16 protein-coding genes are annotated in these 25,600 nt (G+C 61.5%); 4 read left to right on the top strand and 12 right to left on the bottom strand.

Annotation, left to right across the window (positions count from 1 at the left end):
* Nucleotides 1-60: 60 nt before the first annotated feature.
* The 7 genes from GVL52_RS01455 to bcsN all read right to left on the bottom strand — a co-directional run bounded on the left by GVL52_RS01455 (nt 61) and on the right by bcsN (nt 10,450).
* Nucleotides 61-729, bottom strand: coding sequence for an HAD family hydrolase (locus GVL52_RS01455; protein ID WP_368735324.1), 669 nt, complete (start codon nt 727-729; stop codon nt 61-63).
* Between the two features lie 163 nt (nt 730-892).
* A complete protein-coding gene (locus GVL52_RS31135; RefSeq protein WP_280179090.1) occupies nt 893-1,027 on the bottom strand; it encodes a hypothetical protein in 135 nt (44 codons plus the stop codon).
* A gap of 224 nt (nt 1,028-1,251) precedes the next feature.
* Nucleotides 1,252-3,600: a cellulose synthase gene (locus tag GVL52_RS01450; protein WP_160003476.1), complete on the bottom strand. Its 2,349-nt coding sequence runs from the start codon at nt 3,598-3,600 to the stop codon at nt 1,252-1,254.
* Entirely contained in the window at nt 3,597-4,622 is a 1,026-nt protein-coding gene (locus GVL52_RS01445) for a glycosyl hydrolase family 8 (RefSeq protein ID WP_160003971.1), read from the bottom strand. Before GVL52_RS01445 ends, GVL52_RS01450 begins: the two co-directional genes overlap by 4 nt.
* Nucleotides 4,623-4,645: 23 nt before the next feature.
* Nucleotides 4,646-7,186, bottom strand: a complete 2,541-nt coding sequence (locus tag GVL52_RS01440; protein ID WP_160003475.1) for a cellulose biosynthesis cyclic di-GMP-binding regulatory protein BcsB — start codon at nt 7,184-7,186, stop codon at nt 4,646-4,648.
* Entirely contained in the window at nt 7,186-9,375 is a 2,190-nt protein-coding gene (gene bcsA / locus GVL52_RS01435; protein ID WP_160003474.1) for a UDP-forming cellulose synthase catalytic subunit, read from the bottom strand. The genes GVL52_RS01440 and bcsA overlap by 1 nt, the downstream gene beginning before the upstream one ends.
* Before the next feature lie 58 nt (nt 9,376-9,433).
* A complete protein-coding gene (gene bcsN / locus GVL52_RS01430; RefSeq protein ID WP_160003473.1) occupies nt 9,434-10,450 on the bottom strand; it encodes a cellulose biosynthesis protein BcsN in 1,017 nt (338 codons plus the stop codon).
* A 741-nt stretch (nt 10,451-11,191) separates the two neighbouring features.
* On the opposite strand from bcsN, the gene GVL52_RS01425 reads away from it, so the two are divergent.
* From GVL52_RS01425 to GVL52_RS01410, 4 genes are all read left to right on the top strand, one after another.
* The gene (locus GVL52_RS01425) at nt 11,192-12,370 is read left to right on the top strand and encodes an efflux RND transporter periplasmic adaptor subunit (RefSeq protein WP_244619055.1); all 1,179 of its coding nucleotides are present in this window, start codon (nt 11,192-11,194) and stop codon (nt 12,368-12,370) included.
* The gene (locus tag GVL52_RS01420) at nt 12,370-15,519 is read left to right on the top strand and encodes an efflux RND transporter permease subunit (protein WP_160003472.1); all 3,150 of its coding nucleotides are present in this window, start codon (nt 12,370-12,372) and stop codon (nt 15,517-15,519) included. The genes GVL52_RS01425 and GVL52_RS01420 overlap by 1 nt, the downstream gene beginning before the upstream one ends.
* Nucleotides 15,520-15,683: 164 nt before the next feature.
* Nucleotides 15,684-16,178 carry a histidine kinase gene (locus tag GVL52_RS01415; protein WP_160003471.1) on the top strand — a complete coding sequence of 165 codons (495 nt, stop codon included), beginning with the start codon at nt 15,684-15,686 and terminating at the stop codon, nt 16,176-16,178.
* Between the two features lie 51 nt (nt 16,179-16,229).
* On the top strand, nt 16,230-16,643 hold the full coding sequence (locus GVL52_RS01410; protein WP_244619054.1) for a hypothetical protein: 414 nt from the start codon (nt 16,230-16,232) through the stop codon (nt 16,641-16,643).
* An 86-nt stretch (nt 16,644-16,729) separates the two neighbouring features.
* Here GVL52_RS01410 and GVL52_RS01405 read toward each other — a convergent pair whose 3' ends face one another.
* From GVL52_RS01405 to GVL52_RS01385, 5 genes are all read right to left on the bottom strand, one after another.
* A complete protein-coding gene (locus GVL52_RS01405; protein WP_160003470.1) occupies nt 16,730-16,972 on the bottom strand; it encodes a DUF982 domain-containing protein in 243 nt (80 codons plus the stop codon).
* Nucleotides 16,973-17,355: 383 nt separating this feature from the next.
* Complete coding sequence (locus tag GVL52_RS01400; protein ID WP_160003469.1) at nt 17,356-17,574, bottom strand: hypothetical protein; 219 nt, start codon at nt 17,572-17,574, stop codon at nt 17,356-17,358.
* 182 nt (nt 17,575-17,756) lie between these two features.
* Nucleotides 17,757-17,960 carry a hypothetical protein gene (locus tag GVL52_RS01395; protein WP_160003468.1) on the bottom strand — a complete coding sequence of 68 codons (204 nt, stop codon included), beginning with the start codon at nt 17,958-17,960 and terminating at the stop codon, nt 17,757-17,759.
* Between the two features lie 351 nt (nt 17,961-18,311).
* Nucleotides 18,312-20,081, bottom strand: a complete 1,770-nt coding sequence (locus GVL52_RS01390; RefSeq protein ID WP_160003467.1) for a sulfite reductase subunit alpha — start codon at nt 20,079-20,081, stop codon at nt 18,312-18,314.
* Nucleotides 20,082-20,083: 2 nt separating this feature from the next.
* Complete coding sequence (locus tag GVL52_RS01385) at nt 20,084-25,594, bottom strand: glutamate synthase-related protein (protein ID WP_160003466.1); 5,511 nt, start codon at nt 25,592-25,594, stop codon at nt 20,084-20,086.
* Nucleotides 25,595-25,600 lie beyond the last annotated feature (6 nt).

Raw genomic sequence — 25,600 nt, 5'->3', positions numbered from 1 at the left:
ACCAAATCCAAAAGTGCGTCGTCGTTGCTGCTGGAATGCAGCAACAAGTCTTGTCTCGATCTATCTGGAGAGGCTGATCTTGCCGTCGTTGAAGATGCGCAGAGCAACGTCCTCATAGGAATGAAGGGTCGGATGAGGCGTCTCGATGTCGTGGTGCTGCGTCGCCGTGATGACGACGACGTCGGCACCTGCTCCTTCGCCCGCCAGAATGCCGGCCTGCACATCCTCGAACACCAGGCAATCGCTCGGGCTGAAGCCCATCCGTTCAGCGCCCAGAATGTAGCACTGCGGATTGGGCTTGCCGATTTCGACGTCTTCGGACGTCACCATGGTTTGCGGCACGGGAAGCCCGGCCGCTTCCAGGCGCTTGTGGGCCAGGCGAAGCGGAGACGAGGTCACGATCGCCCATCGATCCGCAGGGAGCGCCTTCAGAAACCTAGCCGCACCCGGCAATGCGAAAACGCCTTCTACGTCTTCGATCTCGGCTTCGGTGATCGCAGCGGCCTCTTTCACCGGGTCTATGCCGGGCAGGTTCAGCCTGGCAATCGTATCGACACCTCGCGACCCGTGCATGGTCGGCAGGAAGGCCTCGACGTCAAGCCCTTGTCGCTTTGCCCATGCACCCCAGACCCGCTCTGCGGCCAGAAGCGAACTCAGTATGGTGCCGTCCATGTCGAACAGAAAGGCGGCGTAGGGGCGGTCGAAGCATGAGGGCTTGGTGTCTGGCAATGGACGGGCTTTCTGATCGGGGAGAAGCTAACGCTCCCTGAGGTCATCATGGTCTTGCCACTCGAAATAGCCGATCCGCAACGGCAATGAAACCATCCGCGAAAATATAAGCCCGGAAGCGCGTCGTCCGTTACTCGTTATGATCGGGCGCCCGGCGTGGCGATCAATGAAGATCGAGGCTCAGCTGCTGCCCCTTGATCTTCGGAAGCGGCAGACCGATCTCGATCTTCCCGAAGACCCGACGCCGGCGCTCGGCGTCCCGCTCGCGCTCTGTGCGCGATGCTGCAACAACGGCCATTGCGTTTGCTATGACTTGCTCAGTTCTTGTCATACGCTTACCTCGCTATTTGTTCTTGTTATGTTCTATTTTTTGCAGAACGTCAAGAGTAAGCGCGATAGGGTGCTTTCAGGCAAGTGCGGCAAGCGACATGGGCAGCAGGCTGGATGCCGTGGTTCGGCATCGTCCGAAGGCGTATCCATGGCTGGTGCCTCGTCCGTAGGCCGATCGAAGCTTGGCACAGGCTATTGCTTTGCGTCCGGATGGGTCGCGGCCTTGAGGTCGGCGAGACCGCGATATCCATCTCTGCTGCCGACCGTGGCCGCTGCATTGAAAATTCGCTCGGCATCGCCGTACATTTGAAGGTTCAGGTAGCAATACCCCCTGAGGACCATCAGATCGATGCGTTCCTGCTGCAGCTGCGCGCGCTGGTCGAGATAGACGAGCGTTTCGCGATAGCGCTTGGCGGTGAAGGCGGCGAGCGCGCGGTCCGACAAAATGGAGACCTGCAGCTCGGCGGCACGCTGGCGGCTCTGCGGCGCCCTGGTTGCTGCGACGGCGGCATTGTTCGATAGCCCGGCGCGCAGATAGGCGAGGCTCTGGCCGTAGGCGGCGTCTTCCCGAACCTTGCGGGTGGGGCTGGCGAGTGCTGCCTCGAAGGCTTCGACCGCTTCCATGGGACGATTGAGGTCCATCAGGCACCAGCCGCGGTTAAGCGCAGTGCCGGCATCCAGCAGTTGCGGATCGACAGTGGTCGAGCAGCCGCGTGGCTGCCGTGCGCCGCGGTTGACGGAAACGCTCCGCATGGATTGCCGGCCTGTGTCCTCGCGCGCAGGCGCGGGGCGCTGGCGTGGGGCAGCCGCCTGGGAGACGGGGTCGGGGGCAGCAATCACTTGCGGCGTATAGGTCTGTGTCTGCTGCGGCTGCAGAGTTTGGCCGGGCGCTGGCAGGGGTGTCTGCATCTGAGGCGTCAGCGCGGAGGTCTCCCCCATCTGGGCGATGCGCGCCGAGCGTCCTGCCCACAGCCGCTGCACTTCAGCAACGCCTCTGCGATCGTTCAGCTGTTCGCGGGTAATGACAAGGCCATAGGCGGAAGGTTCGTCATCGGGCTTCCACCGCAATGCCGTCTCGAACCAGCGTGCGGCCGTCTGCGGCTGGTTCAGCGAGCGCGCGTACCAGCCGAACTGTTGTGCGGTCGGCACGTACTTCTGCGCGATAACTTCGGCAGCCATGCGGCTGAGCACGTCTTCGGCGATGCTTGCCGGCGGCTGCAGCGCCATCAGGTTGGCGGTTGCGGCAAGATACGTCGCGGTCGCGTCCTTGGAATCGCCGCGCCACTTGTACATCACGTCTTCGGCTTCCTGCTCTTTCTTCTGAGCAATCAGCGCCAGCGCCAGTCCCTGGGACGCACCGGCCGAATCTTCCTTGGCACGCGCAGCACGAAACCATTTTTCGGCATCGGCATAGTTTTCGCGGCGCAGATGATACCAGCCGAGCAGCAGATTGTCGGAGGCGAGCCCCTGTGTCTCGGCAAGACGCTGCACCAGCGTCAGGTAATCGGGTGCAACGGCCAGATCCGGGTTGCCGTTGCCCGCGGCGACGAAGCTGCGCGCAAGATCGTTGCGGATGCTGTCGAATTCTCGGCCGCCATTGCCATCGGGGCGCTCAAGCCCCAGCAAGATCTGCATCGGTGCGTATGGCAGCAAGGCAGACGCCTTCTGGATGGTCGCCAGCCGCTCCTGTGGGTTCGTGCAGCTTTTCAGGATGTAGCTATACGCGTCCTGTGCCCGCTGCATCCGATCGGTATGGACGAAGGCTTCCGCCACGCGCCAGAGAACGTCGATATCGGCGCAGGTCAGCACGCTGGGTGTCGTCGCGCCGATCTGCACGACCGTCGAATATTGCTTGAGATCCGAAGCGTTCACCAGTCGCGCACGTGCCTCTGCCACGTCGAGACGGTCGAGAAGATCGGCCGGCGGTTGCCAGCCGGGTTCGGCGATCTGCCGGTCGGCGACCGCTTTTCGAAGCTCGGCGTAGCGACCTTCGGAGTAAAGCTGCCACATCGCTTCAAGCTGCTTGTCGCCACCTTGAGGAATGGCCAGCGGATCGGCCGGTGGCACCCAGTTGGGATAAAGCGCCTGCAGGCGTGATATTTCCGCTTGCAGCCTTGCCTTGTCGCCCCGACTTGCGAAGTAGCGAAGTGCGCTCTCATCGACCTTCGGTGCTGCCGGCTGCGGCGCTGGAGCAGCGGGCGCCGGCCGTTGCGCCGCTGGCTGCTGCTGCGCCTGCGCGATAACCGCCGGCGTTGCGGGAGCGGGCTCGCCTTGTGACTGTTCGTCGATCGGAGCAGGTGCGGCAGCGGTTGCCTGTGCCCCTATCTGGGCCTGTATCTGGTCAGCAATTGCGTGCAGATCGCCAGCGGGTCGCCTGGGCAATCCGTCGGGTCCGGTGATCCGCCCCATCAGCATCAGTTGCGGGGCGGCCGAGGGGGTGCTGATGCCAAGCATATCCTGAATGGCTGCACGGTCCTTCAGAGCGGTGACAAGACCTGCCACCACCAATGCGACCGACACTGCAACAAGAGAGGATTTCAAAGGCACTCTGGATGTTTCTCCCCGACGAAAGCCAACCCCAGGAGCTGAAGGGTCGATGGATAGTAGAGCGACGGCGCGAACTGCCGGGACGATTCCGGAAGCTTCGTTCCCCGGGTTACACAGGCCACAACATCGTTAACAATTCGATAACCAGGGTCCGGAAGTGATTGTTTTACCTGGCCAGTTTTCAAGTCTATCGTCGCCGGCAAACCGTCGCTGCCGGTCATTCCAGCTTGAAGCCTTAGCAGCAATTCCTTGTCCGAAACTCCCGCCCGGGCGAGATAGAGAGGAATACGGATCGCGTTGTAACCAAACTCGGCATCGAAGCCCTCGGCGGGTTGTGGCTGGCGCCGCAGGCTCACCCAGTCGGCTGGCAGCTTGCGCGGCCCGAACTGCATCGAACGCAGGAGAGCGAGCCCGTCGATCGTCAGGGTATGCCATGCGTCGGATGGCGCCAGCAACGCCATGACCGGGATGGCTTCATAGACCCAGTAGGATGGATTGATGACCGGACCGTCCTTGCGCCCGGGTGCATCGAAACCGTCAACGCCGGGCAGAAGGATGGTTCGGCCGCCTGATTTGACGACGGCATGTGCCAACAGAGCATTGGCGATCTTCGCCGCCGCTTCGAGGTAATCCTGATTGTCCCAGGCCGACCCTGCCAGAGCAAGCGCATAGGCGATCAACATGTCGCCGTCCGACGCATTGTTCGTATCGGTCACATGCGGAGTTGCGCTGGGATCCCATTTCCACACAGCCAGCCCGTCGTCGCGCAGCAGCAGTTCCGTGCGGGCAAAATACCAGATCTGCTCGAAGTCAGCCGGATTGTTGGCCAGATAAGCCAGCCACATGCCATATCCCTGGCCTTCGCTATGGCTGATATTGCCGTTGGCGTTGTCGATGATGCGGCCGCTGGTGTCCAGGAATTTCGCCTTGTAGGCGCTCCATGAACTGGCATCGATACGGGTCGTCTGGGCCGCTGCGGGCTGGCAGAAGGCGATCAGGGAGGCGAATGCTGCCATCAGGGTGATCTTCCACCAGACACTCATTTTCCGCGACCCAGCCGTCCAAGCATCCCAGCCGTTGCCGCGCCGACGAGGAGCGACATGATGACGAGCAGCACCGCGTAGGAGAGGATATTGGTGGATAGCCAGTTTGCAGCAATCAGGCGGTAGTTGGCAAAGGTCCAGGTCTCCGTCGGCGTGAAGTCGAAACGGCTGACCGGGACGGTCTCGATCTTGCCCGTGGCCGACGAGAAGGTCGTGACATGGCCTGCAATTGCAGGCCAGTTCATCTGCCTCGTGACGGCATTTGCGCCTTCGCGAAGATCTCTTGCGGATGGTGCGGTCACGATCGTCCATGTCGAGGTGCCGGCCGTGCTGGTTCCCTGGGCGATCAGGAAGCTGTTGGCATTTGATGGAGTGAACAGCTTTTCCGCCCCCGGTACGAATTGCAGCGAACTGAGCGAGATATCGAAGTTGCGCCGCAGCCATTCCTGGAACGAGGTGATCTGGCCCTGCCAGACGCCGCCGCTCACCTTGGAGCGCCATTGGTCGAACATCACCGATGTCTCACTCGGCGTTGTCTGCGTTGCCGCCAGCGGCCGCCATGTGGCTTGGCTGGTTGTCGCGATGTTGAGCTGTGAAAGTACCGCCTGCGGCATTTGTGAAATGGAGCCGATGAAAATCGCGTCGCGCTCGCCGATCGCAGCCGGTGAGGCGGCGGGTTCAATGTCGATCGGCCGCCCGGCGACAAGTGCAATCCTGCCGAGCAGGGTTGCTGCTGCCGAGAGCGTGTCGGAATCGATGCGGTCGATGAAGATCGGCGTCGGCGTTGGAGCGCGGCTATAGGGATAGCCCGTCCCTGCAAGTGCTGCAAGGTTTGGACGCTGACCGACACGCGCGAAGTCGGGCATGTGGAATTCGCTGGTATCGAACAGCGCGAAACGCGGGCCGGTACCCGCGGTCGTTCCGGGCACGCAGATCTCGTCCTCGTTGGTCAGCAGGATCGCCTCGAGTGATACCGTGTTCAGCCCGGGCTTGAAGTGCCGCATGGTCACCCGGATCGGCAGATGGCGGAAAATGCCGCCGCCGGTCGAGGTGATTGGCAGGGTCGAAGCGATATTTCCGTTCACATAGACATCGACATGGCTGCCGGGGAGAACGCTCTGCGTATAGGCGGCGTCAAGCAGAACAGTCGCCTCGCCATAGGCGTTGGCGTAGAAATCTGCAGGTACGGCGATGTTGAAATTGGTGCGGAACCGCCGGCCGGAAAATTCGGTTGATTTGACGCCCAGTTGCGAGAACGGGATTGTTCTGTCGGCGAAGATAAGTGGGGCATCGGGTGCTGCCCATCGCTGGGTGGCCAAGGCGTCGCGGCGAACCGTGGTGGATCGATCGGTGGTCGAGACGATGGTATCGATGGCCGTGGAGATGGCAGGCCAAGATGGTCCGGTGATCAATAGAACAGGTTGGCCGGAGCGCGGATCTGTGGCGAAAGTGGCCAGGGCAGCCGTCTGTGCCGCAATCGGAACGGCAAAAAGCGGCTGCAACTCGCTGGGTGTCCCAACCACCACCGTCATGCGCCCGGGGGAAGAAGGCGGCAGGGTATCGGTTGTGAAGGAACTGCTCTGGTTCGGCATTCCGCTCAAGATCGACAGCCCCTGGGCCAGTCTCAGCAGCGGTTTGGTGGTTCCCGGTTGATCCAGCGCCGGAACCACGAAATTGAATGCGGTCTGGCCCGTGCCGTCGACGCCGATCGCCCGGATGGCATCGGTGCTGGAAAACTTGGCCGATTCTTCGCCAACGAAGCTCAGGAATGTCTGTGATGGATCGATATCGGACCAAAGTTCGTATGTCGATTGAACACTGCAATCCGTGCGGTGACGGTGAGTGGCCTCGATCGTCAGCAGGTTGGCGCCTGGCTGCAGCAGCCGCGGTGGAACGCTGAACGAAACGCTCGATGAGCCATCCGGCGATGCAACCGGCTGTTCGCCAATGATCCTGTTGTTGATCAGGATGGTGAATTGCGAGGTCTCGGGCGCAACCACGATCGCGTTCTGATAGGTGAAGTTGAAAGTCGCGGTGGCTGCGGCTTGCTCTGGCGTCAGGTAGACCGACCAGGATCTACGGTCATATTCACCGTCCATTCCAAGTTTGGCGAACGGAACGACATAGCGGCGTGACGTGCCCGCGGGAAGGGGAATTGCTGCCGGTGCCGCGGCCTGTTTGAACTGCGCCGGACGCGTCTGTACGGCTGGAGCCGCTGGCTGCAATGCGGGCACGGCTGGCTGCGCCGCGGGATCTGCGAGCTCCGCTGCAGGCTGGGCAGGTGCTGCAGGCGCCATGGAAAATGGCTGTATGGGAGGAGGGGCTGTCGCCGCCGGGGGCGCTGCTGGCGCAGGCTGGGTGCTTGTAACCGCCGGGGCTTGAACCGGCGCTACCGGCGTTGCAGGAAGCGTCAGCCGCGGCGCGACCGCAGGCGCATCCGCCGGACGTTCACCCGACATGTCGAACGGCGTCGTCTGCGCATGGGCCAGGACCGATGCACCGAGAAGAATGGCAAGTGAACAGATGAGCTTTTTCATCAGCCGTTCGCCTTTGCGTCTCGCCGTTGCTCCTCGCGCTCCGGCCGCATGCTGCGGAAGAAGTAAACCAGGCCTCGACTGGTTTGGTAGAGTGCCAGTCCAACAAACCAGATGGTTCCGCGAATAAGTCCTGGGTTGCGGCGCCGGCCCTCCTGAAACTGTGTCCATTGCGCTGAATTGGCGAACATCAGATCGGCGATCAGACGATGGTCGAGTGCGCGCTTGGGCACATATTGGCAGCCGACGGCCAGCAAGCCATCGGTTGGTTGAATATTGCGGATGATCAGCGGCAGCGTTTCGACCTCGGCACCGCTGAAGGGCCGGAAGCGAACCTCTCCCTCGATGCCGACCAGGGATTGCTCGAGCTGCTTGTCGAACACATGCAGGCGGGCGCCGTGCACCGATACGTCTTCGATCGAGGCCGTGTACCATTTGCCGTTGATGCCGAACTCGGCGCGGCGATTGACGCGGACACGGCGTGACGAGGCGCGTTCGCCGCGCTCGGAGACCACGCCCAGCGCGCAGCCGGCCATGATCAGGTTGATCAGGTTCCAGCCGCCCACCACCAGCGTCACGTCAGCCTTGTAGGGCTCTGTATAGATCCTGTAGATCGTGACGATCAGGGCGATGATCTGCACGGCGAAGATCACGAAGAAAGGTCTGCTGATCTCCGACAGCCGGCTGACAGCGATGGATTCGTCCTTGGCCGTCACCTTGAAGGTCGGCTTGCGCGGATTGAGCATCACCGAGATGACCGCCGGCAGCAGATGCACCGTCTGCACATATTCGTAGAGTTCGGAGATCCAGGGCCAGCGGAACGAGCCGTAGAGGTAATTCTGCATGATCAGGTTCACGAGCATGTAGGCGAGGGTGTAGGCGAGGAACTCGCCGCCCGAGGCGGTGAAGATCTCGAGGTCGAAGAAAAGATAAAACAGTGGCGCGAACAGGAACACCGTGCGCGGGAAGGGAAACAGCCAGAATAGCGTGGACGACATGTAGCAGAAGCGCTGCGGAATGGTCAGGCCACGCTTCAGCAACGGGAAGCGGAAGCGCAGGATCTGCATCATTCCCTGTGCCCAGCGGCTGCGCTGGCCGATGAAGCTGGCGAAGGTCGCCGGCTGCAATCCCGCGATCAACGGTTTGTCGACATAGATGCTGTTCCAGCCGGCGCCATGAAGCGAAAGTGCTGTTTCGCAGTCCTCGGTGATGCTGATGCCGCTGAAACCCTGTTGCGATTCCAGTGCCTTGCGGCTCAGCACCGCTGCCGATCCGCAGAAGAAAGCGGCGTTCCATTTGTCGAGGCCGCGCTGGATGATGCCGTAGAACATTTCGTTCTCGCTCGGCATTTTGTCGAAGGTGCGCAGATTGCGCTCCAGCGGATCGGGATTGATGAAGAAGTGCGGCGTCTGCACCAGAAAGAGCTTCGGATCGTCGTCGAAATAGCCAACTGTCTCCAGCAGGAAGTCGCGCGCAGGTGCGTGGTCGGCATCGAACACGGCAATCAGTTCGCCTGTCGAGTGCTGCATGCCATTGTTGAGATTGCCGGCCTTTGCGTGTTCGTTGCGTTCGCGCGTCAGGTAGCGAACGCCGATATCCTCGCACAACTGCTTGAGTTCGGTGTGCCGGGCGACGGCCGCCTGGGCTTCGAGCAGCTTGTTGGAATTGCGCTTCTGCAGGGTTCCGCCATCGTCGAGCAGCCAGACGTGCAGCTTGTCCGCGGGGTAATCCATAGCCTTGGCGGCGGAGAGCGTATTGGCGAGAAGATGCGAGTCTTCATTATAGGTCGGAACGAAGACATCGACATGCGGAAAGCGGTCGAGCTTCCCGGCTCGCGACGGGCGCGGCGGCAGCGGTGTGGCGACGATGAACAGGCTGAGCGCCAGCATCGCCACGCTGTACATTTCAGCCAGATAAAGCAGCAGGCCGGGAATGAAGTTTTCCGGCTGGTTCAGGGGCGGCAGCGTGCTGGTGGTGCGCCAGTAGACGTAGCGCATGACGATTGATGTGCCGAAGGCGAGCGCGATCAGGCGCCAGGTTCCTTCGCCCTTCAGCCCCTTGATGATGGCCATGACGGCGACCACGGTGATGCTGGCGATAAGCTGCGCCTGCAGGTTCACCGGCAAGGTGACCAGCACAATCACGCAGAGCGCAACGACTGCCCAGATCAGGATGCTGCGGGCCTTATGCATCGGCTTTCCTTCGAAGGCATTGAGCCGGACACCAGAGGCGTCACCGGCCTGTCGTCATCTATCTCTGGCAGGCGGCCGTCATGGCCGCAGTGCCGATGCAGTCGGGTGACGGCACGGTCACGCCGCTTGCCGTCATCGCTTGTTGCCGGGCTTGTTGCCGGGCTTGTTGTTGAACCGGTGGATTCGAAAGCGCCGGTGCGATCATCGGCGTCTGTTGGGTGTTCTCGGACAGGTCTGGTCCCGGTACACGCGGACCAACCGCCTGCGGCAAAACCGGCGCTTCGGCAGCGGCAGGTCTCGCCACTGTCTGGCGGGCGACTGCCGGGCGCCTGGTCACGGGCTCTTCCGCTGGCTCATAGCCGATTGGCATCGGCGAGTTTCGATAACCGCCTTCATCCGGATAGATCGGGTTGCCGGCGCGCCCGAGGCTCTGGTCGGCCCCTTGTGTCATGCCGAAGGGGTTCCAGATCTCGCCGTTGAAAGTGCCGATCACGGTATATCCGTACATCACACCCAGCAATTGGCGCTCGGTCGCGCGTGCATCGCAAAGGCGAAGGCGAACCTGGATCATGCCGAAATTGCGTGCCTGGGTCTGATCCGAGCGTCTCGAACGGATCTGCTGCCAGGCGTAGATGCAGGTGTCGCCGCTGCGGCTTGTGCCGGAGGCATAGCCGAACGGTCCGTAGCTGTTCTGCAGGAAGGTTGCCGACCGCGCCATGCGCACACCCGGGACGGATGCCGCCATCTCGCGCGCAGTGCCGCTTTCGCTCACCATTTTGTAGGAGGCGTTGCCTGCACCCGGATTGGCGCCGCTTGCGCCGAGAAACTGGACCTTCAGGAAATTCTGGCCGGGAACGGAGGACGAGGTGAACAGCGAGATGGATTGATCCACGCCATTGCCGCGCTTCTGCTCCACGACGCTGACGATCGACGGGCCACCAGGCGGCGGCAACACAAGTGCCTTCTCGCTCGCGATCGTTTCGGCCGCGCTCGGTTGTCTGACACTTCCAGTCGATGTGCAGCCGGCCGCAAGACCAGCTAGCCCTGCAAGGGCTATCAATCTTAGCAAACCCATGTTTCCGATCGCCGCAATCGCGTTTCCCCGCATCCGACGCAAATTTGGCGCCGGGCCTTCGAATCAACGACCTGAAGGCCGATAATGATTGTAAACGACGGATATGGTTAACCAATCGTTAATATCTGCGCGATGGTGATGGTGCCGTGATTTAGAAGGACACGAAAAGTTGCTTGCGACCAGACGCCGCGGTGATCGCTACCGCGCGGTCGGGAAAAGGGCGTGCCGACGGTATGAAGGCACTTTCTAATATGGCGGCAATACGTCGTTTTCGGGCAAAATAGTGCCGTCTTCTGGGCAAATGAGGCCATTTTGTATCACAACATGTCGCGCGGGCTTCCGTAGTCGGGGGCGCATGACGGCGCTATTCATGAATTTGCCTCATGGCTCCATGCCGATCTCGGTGGCTTAACATGTCGCGATCCAGCTGTTACTCACATATCCAAGTCGGCTTGGGAATGGGTTTTACTGCGTTGGTGGAACCAACCATGTGCAATCTGCTCGCAGGGTGCGAACCGGAATGATCGTAAAAAACGCAATCTTTTCCTGGATCGTCCAGAACTTGATTGAATTGCAGTCGGTCACCGAGTGAGGTGAGCGGGAACGGTATCTGATCGACCGCTTGGGGGGAGCGTATCGGCCGGATTCCAAGGTTGAATTAAACGGACTGGCGGAGGTGCCAGGGGAGGAGGGAATAAAGTTGCCCGGTTGAATCGGGCGCGGAATTAAAGGCGAAATACAATGAACAATAAAAATCGGCGGCATTTTTCAGCGATCCACCACTGTTTGCTCATGACGAGTGTCGTGGCGCTTCTGTCATCCACAGCGATGGCCCAACAGGCTGCAGCTCCCCCACCGCCATCGGTATCGACGGTCAATGTCGCAGCCACATCGGTTCCGCTGAGCTATGAATATGCCGCACGCATTTCGGCATTTCGCCAGACCGAGGTGCGCGCCCGCGTCAGCGGTATCCTGCTGAAGCGCAATTTCGTCGAAGGTGCCGAGGTCAAGGCTGGCGACGTGTTGTTCCTGATCGATCCGGCCCCTTACGAAGCGGCACTGATGCAGGCACAGGCAGTCCTGAAGCAGGCACAGGCACAGCTGAACCAGGGCATGCGCGAGGAAAAGCGCAACATCAGCCTTTTTGACCAGAATGTCGGCAGCGAAAAGAGCCGTGACGACGCGATTTCGACCCGCGAACTTGCCGAGGCCGCCGTCGCTTCAGCCGAAGCCCAGATCCAGACCGCAAAGCTCAATCTCGGCTATACGAAGGTCACGGCGCCGATCGAAGGGATCACGAGCCTCGATCAGGTCTCCGAAGGCAGCCTGATCAGCACGGATTCGAGCCTGCTCACCAGCATCACCCAGCTTGATCCTGTCTACGTCAACTTCTCGTTCTCAGATGCTGAAGCGCGCGAGATCCGCCACCTCATCGATCTGATGAAGAGCAAGGGCCAGGACCAGAAGCTGCGCGTCAAGCTGACATTCGGTGACGGCTCGGCGTACGGCCACGAAGGTCTTGTTGACTTCACCTCCGCTACGGTCGACGTCAACACCGGTACGATCCAGGCGCGTGCCGTCATCGACAACCCCGACCGGCAGCTTATTCCCGGCCAATTCGTCCGGGCGACAGTCAGCGGCGTCACGGCGGATGATGCCATCGTCATCCCGGAGGTGGCGCTGATGCAGACCCCGCAGGGACAATTCGTCTATACCGTCGGAAAAGACGGCAAGGCCAAGATCAACACTGTAACGCTTGGCCAGAAGGTCGGCAGCAACTGGATTGTCACCTCAGGTCTTGCCGCCGGCGAGCAGCTCATCACCGAAGGCATCATCAAGGTACGCCCCGGGTCACCTGTGCAGGCATCGGCAGTCGATGCGGATGCGGGCACCGCCGCTAAGAAGATTGCGACGAACTGATGGGCAACAGATTCTTTATTGACCGGCCGGTCTTCGCGGCGGTGATTTCCATTGTCATCGTCCTTGCCGGCGTGCTGGCCATGCGGGCACTTCCTATCGCGCAGTATCCGGAGCTGGTGCCGCCGCAGGTGGTGGTAACAGCCACCTATCCGGGCGCCAGCGCCGAAACGGTTGCCCAGACGGTCGCCGCTCCGCTGGAGCAGCAGATCAACGGCGTCGAGAACATGCTCTACATGCAGTCGACGAACTCCAACAGCGGCACCATGCAGATCACGGTGACGTTTGCGCTCGGCACCGATGCGGACCAGGCGGCAATCAACGTCAACAACCGGGTTCAGCGGGCGACATCCACCTTGCCGCAGGAGGTCACCCGTCAGGGCGTGGTCGTTGCGAAGCGCTCGAATTCGATTCTCGCTTTCGTCGCGATGTTCTCGACAAGCACACAGTACGACCGTGCCTATGTCGGCAACTATGCGCTTTTGAACGTCCTCGACGATCTCAAGCGTATTCCGGGCGTCGGCGACGTCAACGTTCTCGGCGACATAGACTATTCGATGCGCGTCTGGCTGCGGCCGGACAAGATGGCGCAGTATAATCTGACGCCGAGCGATGTGTCGGCCGCCATCACGGAGCAGAACTCCCAATTTGCGGCCGGCCGCTTCGGCGACCAGCCCAGCGCCACCGGGCAGCCATTCACCTATAGCGTCTCCACGCAGGGGCGCCTCGCGGATGCGGATGCCTTCGGCAACATCATCCTGAGATCGACAAGCAATGCGGCAACGCTGCGGTTGAAGGACGTCGCCCGCATCGAACTCGGCACCAAAAGCTACTCGGTGCAGAGCAGTCTGAACGGCATTCCGGCGGTCCCGATTGCGGTCTACCTGCAGCCGGGCGCCAATGCGCTTGCTACGATGGAGGCGCTGCAAACCCGTCTGACCGAGCTGAAGAGCTCGTTCCCTGACGGCATCGACTATCGCGTGCCTTATGACACCACCAAGTTCATTCAGGTGTCGATTGAAGAAGTCATCCACACGTTCTTCGAGGCAATCGTGCTCGTGGTGATCGTCGTGTTCCTGTTCCTGCAGAACTGGAGAGCGACCCTCATCCCGGTGATCGCGGTGCCGATCTCGATCATCGGCACGTTTGCCGGCATGTATATGCTCGGTTTCTCCATCAACCTGCTCACGCTTTTTGGCCTCGTGCTGGCCATCGGGATCGTGGTGGACGACGCGATCGTGGTTCTGGAGAACGTCGAGCGGCTCATGACCGTCGATAAGCTGTCGCCGAAGGATGCGGCGATCAAGGCGATGGGTGAGGTCACCGGTCCGGTGGTCGCCATCGTGCTCGTGCTTTGCTCGGTCTTCATCCCGGTCTCCTTCATGGGCGGCCTTGCCGGCCAGATGTACAAGCAGTTTGCCGTTACCATCGCCATCTCGGTCATTCTGTCGGGCATCGTGGCATTGACGCTGACACCTGCCTTGTGCGGTCTGATCCTCAAGCCGGGCCATCACCAGCCGGCGCTGCCGTTCCGCATTTTCAACCGTGCCTTCGACCGGCTGACGGCGGGATACACCGCGGGCGTTCGGTTCTTCGTCAAGCGGTTCGCAATCGGCCTGTTGCTGGTCGCGGGGCTGCTCGGCGCAACCGGATACCTCTTCTACACCATTCCGGGTTCGCTTGTTCCGAACGAGGACCAGGGCTGGGTGCTGCAGATCGCCATCCTGCCGCCGGCGGCCTCGCTGCCGCGTACGGAAGCCGTGATGGATCAGGTGGTTGCCAACACCACCAAGCTACCCGGTATCGAGGATGTTTTCGCCGTCTCCGGCTTTGACATTCTGTCCGGCGGCCTGAAGACCAGCGCGGGCGTCTCCTTCATCATCCTCAAGGATTGGAAGGAACGGACCACTGCGGCACTGGATGCACGAAACATGGCCGGTCCGATCATCGGTGCCAATAGTGGTATCAAGGACGGGATGGTTCTGGCATTCAATCCGCCGCCTATCCAGGGTCTGAGCACAACCGGCGGCTTCGAAGCCTACGTTCAGGACCGCGGTGGCAACGGCATTGCCAATCTTGCCGACCAGGCCGGAAAGCTTGTGGCCGCAGCCTCAAAGCGCCCGGAGCTGACAGCCGTGCGCACCACGTTCGACGCCAGCGTTCCGCAGTATAATGCCGATCTGGATCGCGAAAAGGCGAAGGCGCTCGGTGTGCCGATCGACACCGTCTTCGATGCCATGCAGGCCACTTTCGGCAGCCTCTATGTCAACGACTTCACGCTCTATGGCCGCAACTATCAGGTCAAACTCCAGTCTGAAGATGCATTCCGCCAATCGCCTGATGATCTTCGTCAGGTGTTCGTGCGGTCTGACAGCGGCAGCATGATTCCGCTGGATGCGCTGGTGAAGGTGACGCGCATCATAGGCCCGGATCAGGTCGAACGTTTCAACGCGTTCAACTCTGCCAAGATCACCGGCAATCCTGCTCCCGGCTACACGTCAGGCGACGCTATCAAGGCGCTGCAGGAAGTGGCCGCGCAGACACTGCCGGCGAGTTACCAGATCGCCTGGACAGGCTCGGCCTACCAGGAACTGGCAACTGGCGGCGCCGGCACGCAGGCAATGCTCTTCGGCATTGTCATGGTGTTCCTGATCCTTGCGGCGCAGTACGAGAAGTGGACACTGCCACTCGCCGTCATCACCGCCATTCCGTTCGCCTTGTTCGGCGCACTGCTGGCAACCGAGCTGCGTGGATTGACCAACGACGTCTACTTCCAGATCGGGATGGTCACGCTGATCGGCCTTGCGGCGAAGAACGCCATCCTCATCGTCGAGTTCGCCGTTCTGAAGCGACATGAGGGAATGAGCGCCGGCGAGGCGGCGATCGAGGCAGCCCGCCTTCGTTTCCGTCCGATCGTCATGACGTCGCTTGCTTTCATCCTGGGTGTCGTGCCGCTGGCAATCAGCTCAGGGGCAGGCTCGGCAAGTCGTCACGCAATCGGTACAGGCGTCATTGGCGGCATGCTGGCGGCAACGTTCATCGCGACGTTCTTCATCCCGATGTTCTATCGCCTGATCGCCTGGAAGGACCCCAAGCCCGCCGAAAAAGCCGAAACCGTCCATGACAACCCGGCGGTCGTGCCCGGCGAATAACGGCACGGTTGAACACATAGTCAGGGCCGGCGCGGACAATGAATGTCTGCGCCGGCCCTGACCATTTTTGGGATGGAGAGTATTCTATCGGCCCCGTGCGAGCCTTTTTAACGCGAGAGCGCTAATCTGCCAAAAGCATAGGCTCTCACTCTCGAGGACTTCACATGAAGACGATCATCGTCGGGGCGTTTCTTGCCGCCCTGATACCCGGCATCAGCCAGGCCAAGACACTCTCCTTCCCGAGCGATGCCCCCGTCGCCCGGATTGCGATACCTGACAGCTGGGGTCCCGAAGAGACCGAAACCGGCATCCAGGCGACCTCCGATGACTCGGCCATCTATCTCTCCATCGACGTCGCCGAAGAAAAGAGCATGGGCAAGGTCATCGATGACGCCATCGCTTTTCTTGCAAAGAACGGCGTGAAGGTCGATGGCTCGACGCAGAAGACGTCCGAAGAAGCCGTCAATGGCATGGACATGGCGAATTTCGACTGGACCGGGACCGACAATGATGGAGCCGTCAACATCGGCCTCTCTCTCGTCTCTCCGAAGCCCGACAAGCTGCTGGTGATCACCTATTGGGGATCGAAGGGCACGCAGGAGGCCCACGCTGCCGAACTTCAGGCCATCATCACCTCGTTGAAGCCTGCCGCCGAATAACATTTTGCGGGCGCCGCTGCTGCGGTGCCTGCCTTCATCCAGAGGCCACCCTTGCGCTCTTTCAAACCCTTCCTTGCTGTGCTGTTTCTAGCGACCCTAGGCGCAACGCCCTCCCGGGCCGACGACTACAAGGCGGTGAGCAATACCGCGATGTCTGTGACCGGGGATATTTCCTTTGATGACTTCAGCATCACGTTCGAGACCGGCGACGAACTTTCGTTCTCCAGCCTGGTCGCCGATCACTTCGTCGTCGATGGCGAGCGCGTTCCTGCGTCGGTCTATCGCGTCGCCGATCCTTCCGACCCGGAGCTCCTGAACGGCAATCGGCTATGCGGATCGGGGCCGGTGACCTATATCGCCAACTGGACGGCCGGCGAGGGGCTTTCGGCCATTGCAGTCTTTACCGGAAAGCGCGCGCCCAAAAGCGCAGACGAGATGTGCGCTTCCTATACATTCGAGGAATAGGCAGCAGCTTTCATTGCCGATGTCGCCGGCGCCTCTCGCTGTCGGGCGAGGGCCGATGGCACTCGCAACGGGCTTTCCATCAGCGATTACAGAGACACAGGAGTTGCAGGAACGATATCATAGCGCACCTTCGCTTCCTCCGCGGCGGCGAGGAATGCCAAGCGTGCTTCTTCAGGCGTAACGCTGCCCACGGAAACGCCATCGCACAGTTCCAACGCGGAAAAATAAGCTTTGCCTTCGGCCACCGGCCAGGCTGTGAAGAGCAGCTTCAGCGCTTCGCGGGTACTCGTGACAGTATGGACCGATCCGTTGCGCCGACCAGCAATCATGACAGGGGTTGTCCATGGTCTGGTATCCAACGCCGTCTACCCCCATGCCACATGTCGCGCATGCAACCGTCATATTGATGTTTTCAATTTATAGTATTTTTGGCATATATCAAGCGCGGGAGCCATTCGACCACATCTCGCCGGCGCCCCGGCGCCGATTGAGGGTCGCCGGATGCTGGCAGATCATAGCAACTTTTGATAGAAAAACCCGGTGCGAGGGGCTGCACCGGGTTTTTGTTGGACTGCATTGGGCTTGCTGATCCGGCAACGTGGATTTCAAAACGTTGCGATCAATAAACCCGTGAGATGCTCAAAGGTTCCCAAAAATCAGTCCTGATATTTTCGACGAACAGGGCCTGCGTTTGGACGAGCAGGCAGAGCGATCAGTCCTCGGCAACGCCGTTCATCAAGCCGTCGAAGACTTCGAGCATGGCATCGGCAATCGCCTGGCCCAGTGCGTTGCCTGCCTGCCCGATCTCGGTATCATCCGCGCCGCGCGCTGCAAGAGCCAGCGCCGTTCCTTCTTCGCTGACGATCAGTTTCGCGCGCTCGATCGCCCAAAGTGCAAAATCGCTGCGGTTGTCGATCGTTACCGTTTCCATTGAGAACTCCTTTGTATCGCTCTGCGGGCTCCATACCCTGTCTCAAAGCGATTTCGAAGGGCAAATCGTTGACGGGATTGATCGGCACCAGCGTTGATGCTCCCGGTCCTTCACGAATGCGGTCGTCAGGTCTGCCGCAACCTTCGGCAAACGCTGTGTCGCATATGATCACAGTCACGCCCTCAATTGGGATCGAGGTTCTTCATGCCGTGGCGCGTATGTCGCAGTTCAACGATCTGGCGCATCTGTGCCAGCCTGAGTTCAAGGGCTGTCCTATCCATAGATGGGGCCAGCTTGCTGAGTTCATCCGCAAGGATATCAATTTCCTTGAGGAGGAACGGTAAATCGAAACCTTCATGTTCCATGTTTTCCGCCATGCCATTCATGCAAGCGATTCTTGCCTGCATCGATTTACATGCTTCGTTGCGACGGCCGGGCGAGTGTTAGTCAACGTTCTTAATATCCAATAAACGATAGTCGCGGACGTCTCAAAATGACACCGCAAAGTTTTCAATGCTCCTGTAACGGGCGCGGGCGGGCACCCTGATGTCTCTGATCTCTGCTTCAGCAGTGTTTCAATACCGGGGAGTTTGAATGCAGCAGCAACATGGCTTCGCTCGGCCAAGCGTGCCGCGCTGCCTTCCGAACAATAGTCGCAGCCCTGCCGATGCGTCGGGCCTGACGGCATTTCGCATCGACAGATGAGCGGAACCTGCTTCTCGGGGGGGGCCGCCGCGTCAGTAGACGTCGCGGACGTAGCGCTTTTCGCGCTTCAGGCGGTTGACGTAATCAACAGCGGCCTCCGCCGAGTGATCGCCATGCGCGGCGATGATGTCGTGCAGCGCCTGATCGACATCGCGGGCCATTCTGGTCGCATCGCCGCAGACGTAGAAATGACCGCCTTCTTCCAGCCAGGCGTAGAGCGCCTTGCCGTTCTCGCGCATGCGCGTCTGCACGTACATTTTCTCCGACTGGTCGCGCGAGAAGGCGAGATCGAGCCGGGTCAGCAGACCGGCGCTGCTCATCTCTGTCAGCTCGTCCTCATAGATGAAGTCGTCGGCGCGGTGCTGATCGCCGAAGAACAGCCAATTGCGGCCCCTGGCGCCGCGTGCCTGGCGCTCCTGCAGGAAGGCGCGGAACGGCGCGATGCCGGTGCCGGGACCAACCATGATCACAGGCGCCGTATCGTCCGTGGGCACCCGGAACGCCTTGTTCTGCGAGACGAAGATGCCGGCCGTGTCGCCCTCGGCGCGGTCAGCCAGATAGGTCGAGCAGACGCCGCCGTGTTCACGGCCATGGGTGGTGTAGCGCACGCTGGCAATCGTTAGATGCACCCGGCCTTCCGCGGCGAGCGGGCTCGACGAAATCGAATAGGCACGGTGCTGTAGCGGCTTCAGCAGGCCGACGAACTCGGACGCATTGATCGCATTTTCAGGCAGGAGTTGCAGCAGGTCGAGCGTGTCCTTGCCCCACAGCCACCCGTCCAGAGCTTGCCTGTCGCCTTGACGCAGGATGTGGCTCAGTTCTTCGTGGCGGGCGCGCTTCTCGACTTCGGCGATCAGCTCGCGCGACGGTGTGGAAATCTCGAAGGCTGTTGTCAGTTCCTGCCCAAGCGACCGCGCCAGACCGGCGACAGCCGAGTCTGCATCGGCGCCGAGGCGCTGCAGGATCGCCGAAACCAGCGCCGGATTGTTGGCCGGCATGACGCCCAGCGCGTCACCCGCCTCGTAGCTGAGGCCGCTATCACCGAGATCAAACTCGAAATGGCGGATTTCCTTGGCCGATGAGGCTCCTGACAGCACCCGGTTGATGGCAATCCTCGAGGCGTAGGGCGCCTTGCGGCTCCATTGCGACTTTTCACGAACGGGCAGCGCAACCGCCTCGACGGGCGCTGCCGGCTCGGCCTGCCCAGCATCGATGGCCGCCGCCAGCGGCATGGTCTCGCCCACCCAGGCGGATGCCGCATCTTCGTAGTCGATGTCGCAATCGAGCCGGTTGGTCATCCGGTGCGCGCCGAGCTGTTCCAGCCGCGTGTCGATCAACTTGCCGGCCTGGCAGAAACCGTCATAGCCGGTGTCGCCGAGCGCCAGGACGCCGAAGTTCATGCTTTCGAGCCGCGGTGCGGTATCGGCCGAAAGCGCTTCCCAGAACAGCTGGGCATTGTCGGGCATCTCGCCCTCGCCATAGGTCGAGGCCACAATGATCACCCGCTTCATTGTGGCAAAGCGCGCCATGTCGATATCGTCGAGTGCTTCGACAGCCGGCTGCATGCCGGCAGCCTTCGCCACCGCCGCGGCATCCATCGCCACACCCTCGGCATTGCCGGTCTGGGTGCCGTAGAGAATGTGCAGTGGGTTGGCCGCCTTCTGCTGCGGGGCGTTTGCAACAGCCGAGTTGCCATCGCCATCGATCGACAGACGCGAATGAAGCCCGGCCAGGAAACCGGAGAGCCAGGCGCGCTGGTCGTCGCTAAAGGGCGCGTCGGCAGGGATATAGGGTACTTTCATCGTCACACTCGGCTGGTTCTTGCAGTGGTGGTCAGGTCGGCAAAGGCGCGCTTGGCAAAAAGCTCCTCGAAGCTCGGCAGACGGCCAATCCTTTCGATGTTGCGGGCATGCCGGTGGATGATCCAGCCATAGGTGCCGGGGCTGTCCATCGACAGGATGTTCCTGCGCGACAGGGCTTCCTTGTAGTCGGCGAGGCGCTTGGCGGCGATCATCACCGCCAGTTGCTCGTCGGTATGGCCATCGACGGCATCGCGCGAATGGCGCATCAGCTTGCTCATCAGCGCGAAGTCTTCGGTGAGCAGCAGGTTGCGCACCGCCTTTTCGACGGCAGGTTCGGAAGGCCCGAGCGCATTCGGCACCAGCGCCATCGCCAGCCCCTGCGCCATGGAAAGAACCGTGTAGTTGTTCAGCAGCGCGAACATCTCTTCCGTATCGGTCTCGCCATAGCCGGGCACGCGGCCGTTGAGCACCGGCTTGCGGTCGCGATAGGCGAGCTTGAACTTGCGTACCTGATGGGCGGCCAGAGCGGATGCCAGTTCCTCGATCAGCTCCTTGCGCGGCTTGGCCTTCAGGATCGCGTCGCTGTCCTGATAGAGCAGCAGCGCCCGCGGCATGCCGTAGACGAAATTGTGCTGCTCACTCGCCCAGTTCTCCAGCAGCCAGCGCGCCTTGGCGGAACCGGTCTCGGCCAGATGCCAGGTCAGCAGCATGTGGACGGCCTGATTGTGGATCTCGGCCTGTTCGCCACTATCGGAGATCGACCCGATCAGGATCGAGTCGTGGCTGACCTTCTTCGGCAGATCGCCATAGGGGTCGTACTGATAGACGAAGCCGCCGCTCATGCCGTTGCCAAAACCCTTGCCGAAGCTACCGAGGTTCAGCACCGCGCCATTGGTCATGTATTCGCAGCAGAAATCGCCGACGCCTTCGATGACGGCCGTGGCGCCCGAATTGCGCACCGCAAAGCGGTCTCCGGCCTGCCCTTCGATGAAGGTGCGCCCACCGGTGGCGCCGAACAGGGCGAAGTTACCGATCAGCACATTGCCGCCCGCCTCGTCTGAACCGCCGCCCGGCGAGCGCACGATGATGGTGCCGCCGCAGGCACTCTTGCCGACGCCGTCATTGCAGGTGCCGGTATGGGTCAGGACCATGCCGTCATTGCAGAAGGCGCCGTAGGACTGGCCGGCCGAGCCCGAGGTGGCGATGCTGACGGCACCCGGCTCGAGGAACCGCCGGCCGCGCTCGTCCTGCCGCACCGACGGCAGCGTTGCCGCGGTGGCAACATCGAGCTCGTAGTTCAGGATCCGTTCGATATCGACTGCCAGCTGGCCGCCGACGCTCTTGTTGCAATTGTTGAGGAAGCGATTGCCGCCAAGCTCGATGCTGGCCTTGCGGCCTTCGATCAGCGCCGACTGCACGAGGTCGAGGAAGCCGTCGTCGACGGCATAGTCCTTTTCCATGTAGACGGGATTGGCGATCTTTACCTCGGCGACCACGGCAAGCATAGCACGGAGGTCAAGCTGCCCAACGCTCGAGGGGTGGTCGAGCAGGTGAAGAAGATCGGAGCGTCCGCGGGCAGCACGGAGCGACGGCATGCCGAGCGCTGCCAGCAGTTCGCGGGTCTCGTGGGCGATGTTGAGCAGGTACTGCGCCAGCGCCCGGGGATCGCCGTTGAAGGCCTCCTGGTTGGTGGTCAGTCCGGCCGGGCACTTGATGTTGCAGTTCTTCGCCATCACGCACTTCAGCATCATCAGCGCGGTGGTTCCGAACTCGAAGCTGTCGCCACCGAGCAGCGCCGACTTGATGACATCGCTGGCCGTCTGGTGAGCGCCGGAGCAACGAAGGGTTACCTTTTCGCGCAACCCGTTGGCGCAGAGCGCCTGGTGCACTTCAGCGATGCCGATTTCGGCGGCGCGGCCGGTGTATTTCAGGCTGGTGACGGCAGCGGCACCCGTGCCGCCGGTGTTGCCGGCGACGTTGATGACGTCGGCGCCCGCCTTGGCGACGCCGACGGCAATGGTGCCGATGCCTTCAGACGAGACCAGCTTGACGACGACGCGAACGCGGGCGGCCTTGGCGTCATGGATCAGCTGAGCCAGATCCTCGATCGAATAGGTGTCGTGATGCGGTGGTGGCGAGACGAGCTCGACGCCGGGCGTGCCGCCACGTGCTGCCGCGATCTCGACGGTCACCTTTGGGGAGGGCAGTTGCCCGCCTTCGCCGGGCTTGGCGCCCTGGCCGATCTTGATCTCAATTTCCTCGAGCATCGGATCGGCGAGATAGCCGGCCCAGATGCCGAAGCGGCCGGACGCGAACTGCTTGATCTTCGAGGCGCGAATGGTGCCGTAGCGCGACAGATGCTCGCCGCCTTCACCGGAGTTCGACATGCCACCGGCCATGTTGGTGCCGTGGGCAACCGCTTCATGGGCGGCGGCCACCAGCGCGCCGTGGCTCATGGCGCCGGAGGCGAGCAGCGGCGTGATGTCGCTTGCCTTCTGCACGCCGGCCAGCGGAATGCTGTCGGGCGCGGTGCGCAGCAGCGACAGGTAATCGCGCGCCTGTCCGACCGCGTGGACGGCGAGCGCACCGCCTTCGATCCAGTGGCCGGTGACGTCGGCCTTGAAGCGGATGACCAGGGACTGGCCGAGCGCTGCCAGCAGGGCGAGTTGGCTGGCGCTGTTTGTGGTCAGCTGCAGTCGAAACTCCTCGTCGCCAATACGCTCACAGGCAAGCCCACGCACCATGAAGGAGTTGTTGCCCTTGCGTGAGAAACGGCCCATCTCGCGCCGAAAATCCTCGGGGCTGGTGCAGAAGCTGATATCGGCCGGCAGTTCCAGCACGTCGCGCAGCGCTGCCGGGCGGCGCATGCGTTCTTCCATCATCATCCGTGCGAAGGCGCGATATCCCGGCGTGATTGCAAAACGGTCGATCGCGTCGGGCGTCAGCTTCTCGAAGCTGGTGCTGAAATAGGCGGCATCGTTGAGCCCGAACGCATCCTCCAGCCGGTTGAGCGGCAGCAACCGGAAGACGTCGGCCTCATCGACGTCATTGGCCACCTTGTCGAAATCAATCTTTTCCTCGGTCATGTCGACGAAGCCGCGCACCGCCGTGGTGCCATAGGAATGGCCGGCGCCTTCGGCGCGCTCCTTGAACAGGCCGAGCAGCGGGATCTCGTTTTCACTCTTCACGGTGAGTGCCCGCGTATGCCAGTCGCAGACGGCCTGGGCGATAACGGCGAAGTTCACGCCACCGACGGGTGTCTTCACATTCGGGAAATAGCGGCGCAGCACCGGATCATTGGTGTCGAGGAAGTTCGGCTCGAAGAACTCGCCGCCGATATAGCTCTCGGCGGTGCAGAGCCCGACCTTGCCCATGGTCTTCATCAGTGACTTCTCGGCTGCCTTTGCAAAGCGCTTGAAAGCATAATCGGCTTCGCCGCCGAACTTTTCCTCAGCACGAAACTGGACGCCAAGCGGATAGACAGCCGCGGCACCAAAGCCGAGAGCTGCCGCAATATGGTGCGACGAGGAAATCTGGCCGCTTTCGGCGATCACCGAGATGCGCAGGCGAAGGCCGGTCTCGATCAGGCGTTGGTTCAGCGCCGAGATAACAATGATCATCGGCAGCGCCGCGCGGTCACGGGCCACGTGCCGGTCGGTGATGACGGCAATGCCGCCCTCTTCCGCGGCAAAGGCTTCGACCACGTCGCACAGCGCCGAGATTGCCGCCTCGAGCGCCTGCTCATTGGCCTTGGCGTCGCCGGCGACCGGCGTGTAGAGCATCTCGAAACGGCGTAGCGGCGTCTCCGTCTGTTCGCGGATCTTCAACATGTCGAGATGCGTCAGGATCGGCGACCGCACGACGATCTGCCGGGCAGCCTTGGCGCCGATGTTGGGCTTGGCACCGAGCGCGACGCGCAGCGTCATGCCGTCGGCCTCGCGGATGCTGTCGAGCGGCGGATTGGTCACTTGGGCAAAGCGCTGCGAGAAATACTTGGCGACACCGCCTTCCTGATCGGAGAGCGCGTTGATGGCATTGCCGTAGCCCATGGCCGAGATCTTCTCTGCACCGGTCGCCAGCATCGGGTCCATCAGGAACTTGAAGCTTTCCTGATTGTGGGAGTAGGCGACATAGCGCTGGTAGCGCTCGAGATCGCCATTGTAGCGCAGCGGAGAGCCCTGCTGGTCGGCCGGTATCTCGGGAAGATCTTCAAGTCGGACACGAGATTCGCTCAGTAACGTCTTGTAATCACGCTGCGCTGCCAGGATCTCTAGCGCTTCGCCTGTCGCAAAGGAGCGTCCTGCTGCGTGGTCATAATAAAGCATGCCGCCGGCTTCGATACGGCCGCGGCTGAGAACGGTTTCTGGCGGGAAGGCGATCTGGCCGGCCTCCGACATGACGCAGAGATAGTCCGCTGTCTCGACGGTGCGAAGCGGCCGCAGGCCGAGACGGTCGAGCCTGGCGCCGACGATGGAGCCGTTGCCGAAGATCAGCGCCGCCGGGCCGTCGTTCTTCTCCTCGTAAAGCGAGAAGTATTCGAACATGGCGCGCACGTCTTCGGACAGCGTCTCGTCGTTCTCCCAGGCCGGCGGCATCATCGAGACGACGGCGGTGACGAGATCGAGGCCTTCTTCCATCACCCGGCTCTGCAGCGTCTGGTCGAGACGGCAGCTGTCGGACTGGCCCTTCGGACGGATGATCGCCGCGTTCCGGGCCATCGCGATGGCCGCCTCCGAAAGCCGGTTCTTCTTGTCGGTGTTCAGCTCGCCATTGTGCGCCATCAGCCGAAATGGCTGAGCCATCGACGGATGCGGATCGGTGTTGGTCGAAAACCGCGTGTGGAAATACATGGTGTGGATTTCGTGCGCCGGGTTCACCAGGTCGCGGAAATAGGGCAGCACCTCGTTGGAGTTCAGGCGGCCCTTGAACACCTGTGTGCGCGCGCTCAGCGACAGAGGATAGAAGCCCGCAAGCGTCGGATCGGTATAGGCGACCGCTTCGATTGCCAGCAGCGCCTTGTGGATGCGCCAGTCGAATTCGGCCAGTGTTTTCGTGGTCTCGGGTGCTGCGAAGATCCACTGGCGGATCGGCAGCTGATGGCGGATGGCGGCAGGTCTGATCGCACTGTCGTCGATCGGCACGTCGCGGATGAGGAGTACCGGAAAGCCTTGCTCGGCAAAGGCACTCTCGATGATGTCAGCGGCGCGCTGATGCTGGCTCTGATCGTTCGGCAGGAAGAAATTGCCGACGCCGAAGCGGCCGAGCGCGAGGTCGGGATCTCCGGTCAAGCCACGGAAGAAGGAGAGCGACAGATCGACCGAAATGCCGGCGCCGTCGCCCACGCCTTCGGCCGACATGCCGCCGCGATGCGGCACGGCACAGAGCGCCTCATGGCCGCGCTTCAGAACGTCATGGGTCTGGACACCGTCTTTGCGGGTGATGAAGCCGACTCCACAGCTGCTTTTGTCTTCGGTAGGGTCGTAAAGGCCCGTGACCTGTTCCTGTGCGTTCATCTGCCG

It is taken from the genome of Rhizobium sp. 18055 (genome assembly GCF_902706285.1).
In the GTDB taxonomy this organism is placed as follows: Bacteria; Pseudomonadota; Alphaproteobacteria; order Rhizobiales; family Rhizobiaceae; genus Rhizobium.
Note: the sequence above shows the minus strand (reverse complement) of the source record. Positions and strands in the feature narration are given on the sequence as shown.

Bases quoted from the DNA above. Each gene is read 5' to 3' on its own strand.
- GVL52_RS01440 (WP_160003475.1), bottom strand. From the start codon at position 7,186: ATGAAAAAGCTCATCTGTTCACTTGCCATTCTTCTCGGTGCATCGGTC.
- bcsN (WP_160003473.1), bottom strand. From the start codon at position 10,450: ATGGGTTTGCTAAGATTGATAGCCCTTGCAGGGCTAGCTGGTCTTGCG.
- GVL52_RS01390 (WP_160003467.1), bottom strand. From the start codon at position 20,081: ATGAAAGTACCCTATATCCCTGCCGACGCGCCCTTTAGCGACGACCAG.
- GVL52_RS01445 (WP_160003971.1), bottom strand. From the start codon at position 4,622: ATGGCAGCATTCGCCTCCCTGATCGCCTTCTGCCAGCCCGCAGCGGCC.
- GVL52_RS01415 (WP_160003471.1), top strand. From the start codon at position 15,684: ATGAAGACGATCATCGTCGGGGCGTTTCTTGCCGCCCTGATACCCGGC.
- GVL52_RS01405 (WP_160003470.1), bottom strand. From the start codon at position 16,972: ATGATTGCTGGTCGGCGCAACGGATCGGTCCATACTGTCACGAGTACC.
- GVL52_RS01425 (WP_244619055.1), top strand. From the start codon at position 11,192: ATGAACAATAAAAATCGGCGGCATTTTTCAGCGATCCACCACTGTTTG.
- GVL52_RS31135 (WP_280179090.1), bottom strand. From the start codon at position 1,027: ATGGCCGTTGTTGCAGCATCGCGCACAGAGCGCGAGCGGGACGCCGAG.
- GVL52_RS01385 (WP_160003466.1), bottom strand. From the start codon at position 25,594: ATGAACGCACAGGAACAGGTCACGGGCCTTTACGACCCTACCGAAGAC.
- bcsA (WP_160003474.1), bottom strand. From the start codon at position 9,375: ATGCATAAGGCCCGCAGCATCCTGATCTGGGCAGTCGTTGCGCTCTGC.
- GVL52_RS01395 (WP_160003468.1), bottom strand. From the start codon at position 17,960: ATGAATGGCATGGCGGAAAACATGGAACATGAAGGTTTCGATTTACCG.
- GVL52_RS01420 (WP_160003472.1), top strand. From the start codon at position 12,370: ATGGGCAACAGATTCTTTATTGACCGGCCGGTCTTCGCGGCGGTGATT.
- GVL52_RS01400 (WP_160003469.1), bottom strand. From the start codon at position 17,574: ATGGAAACGGTAACGATCGACAACCGCAGCGATTTTGCACTTTGGGCG.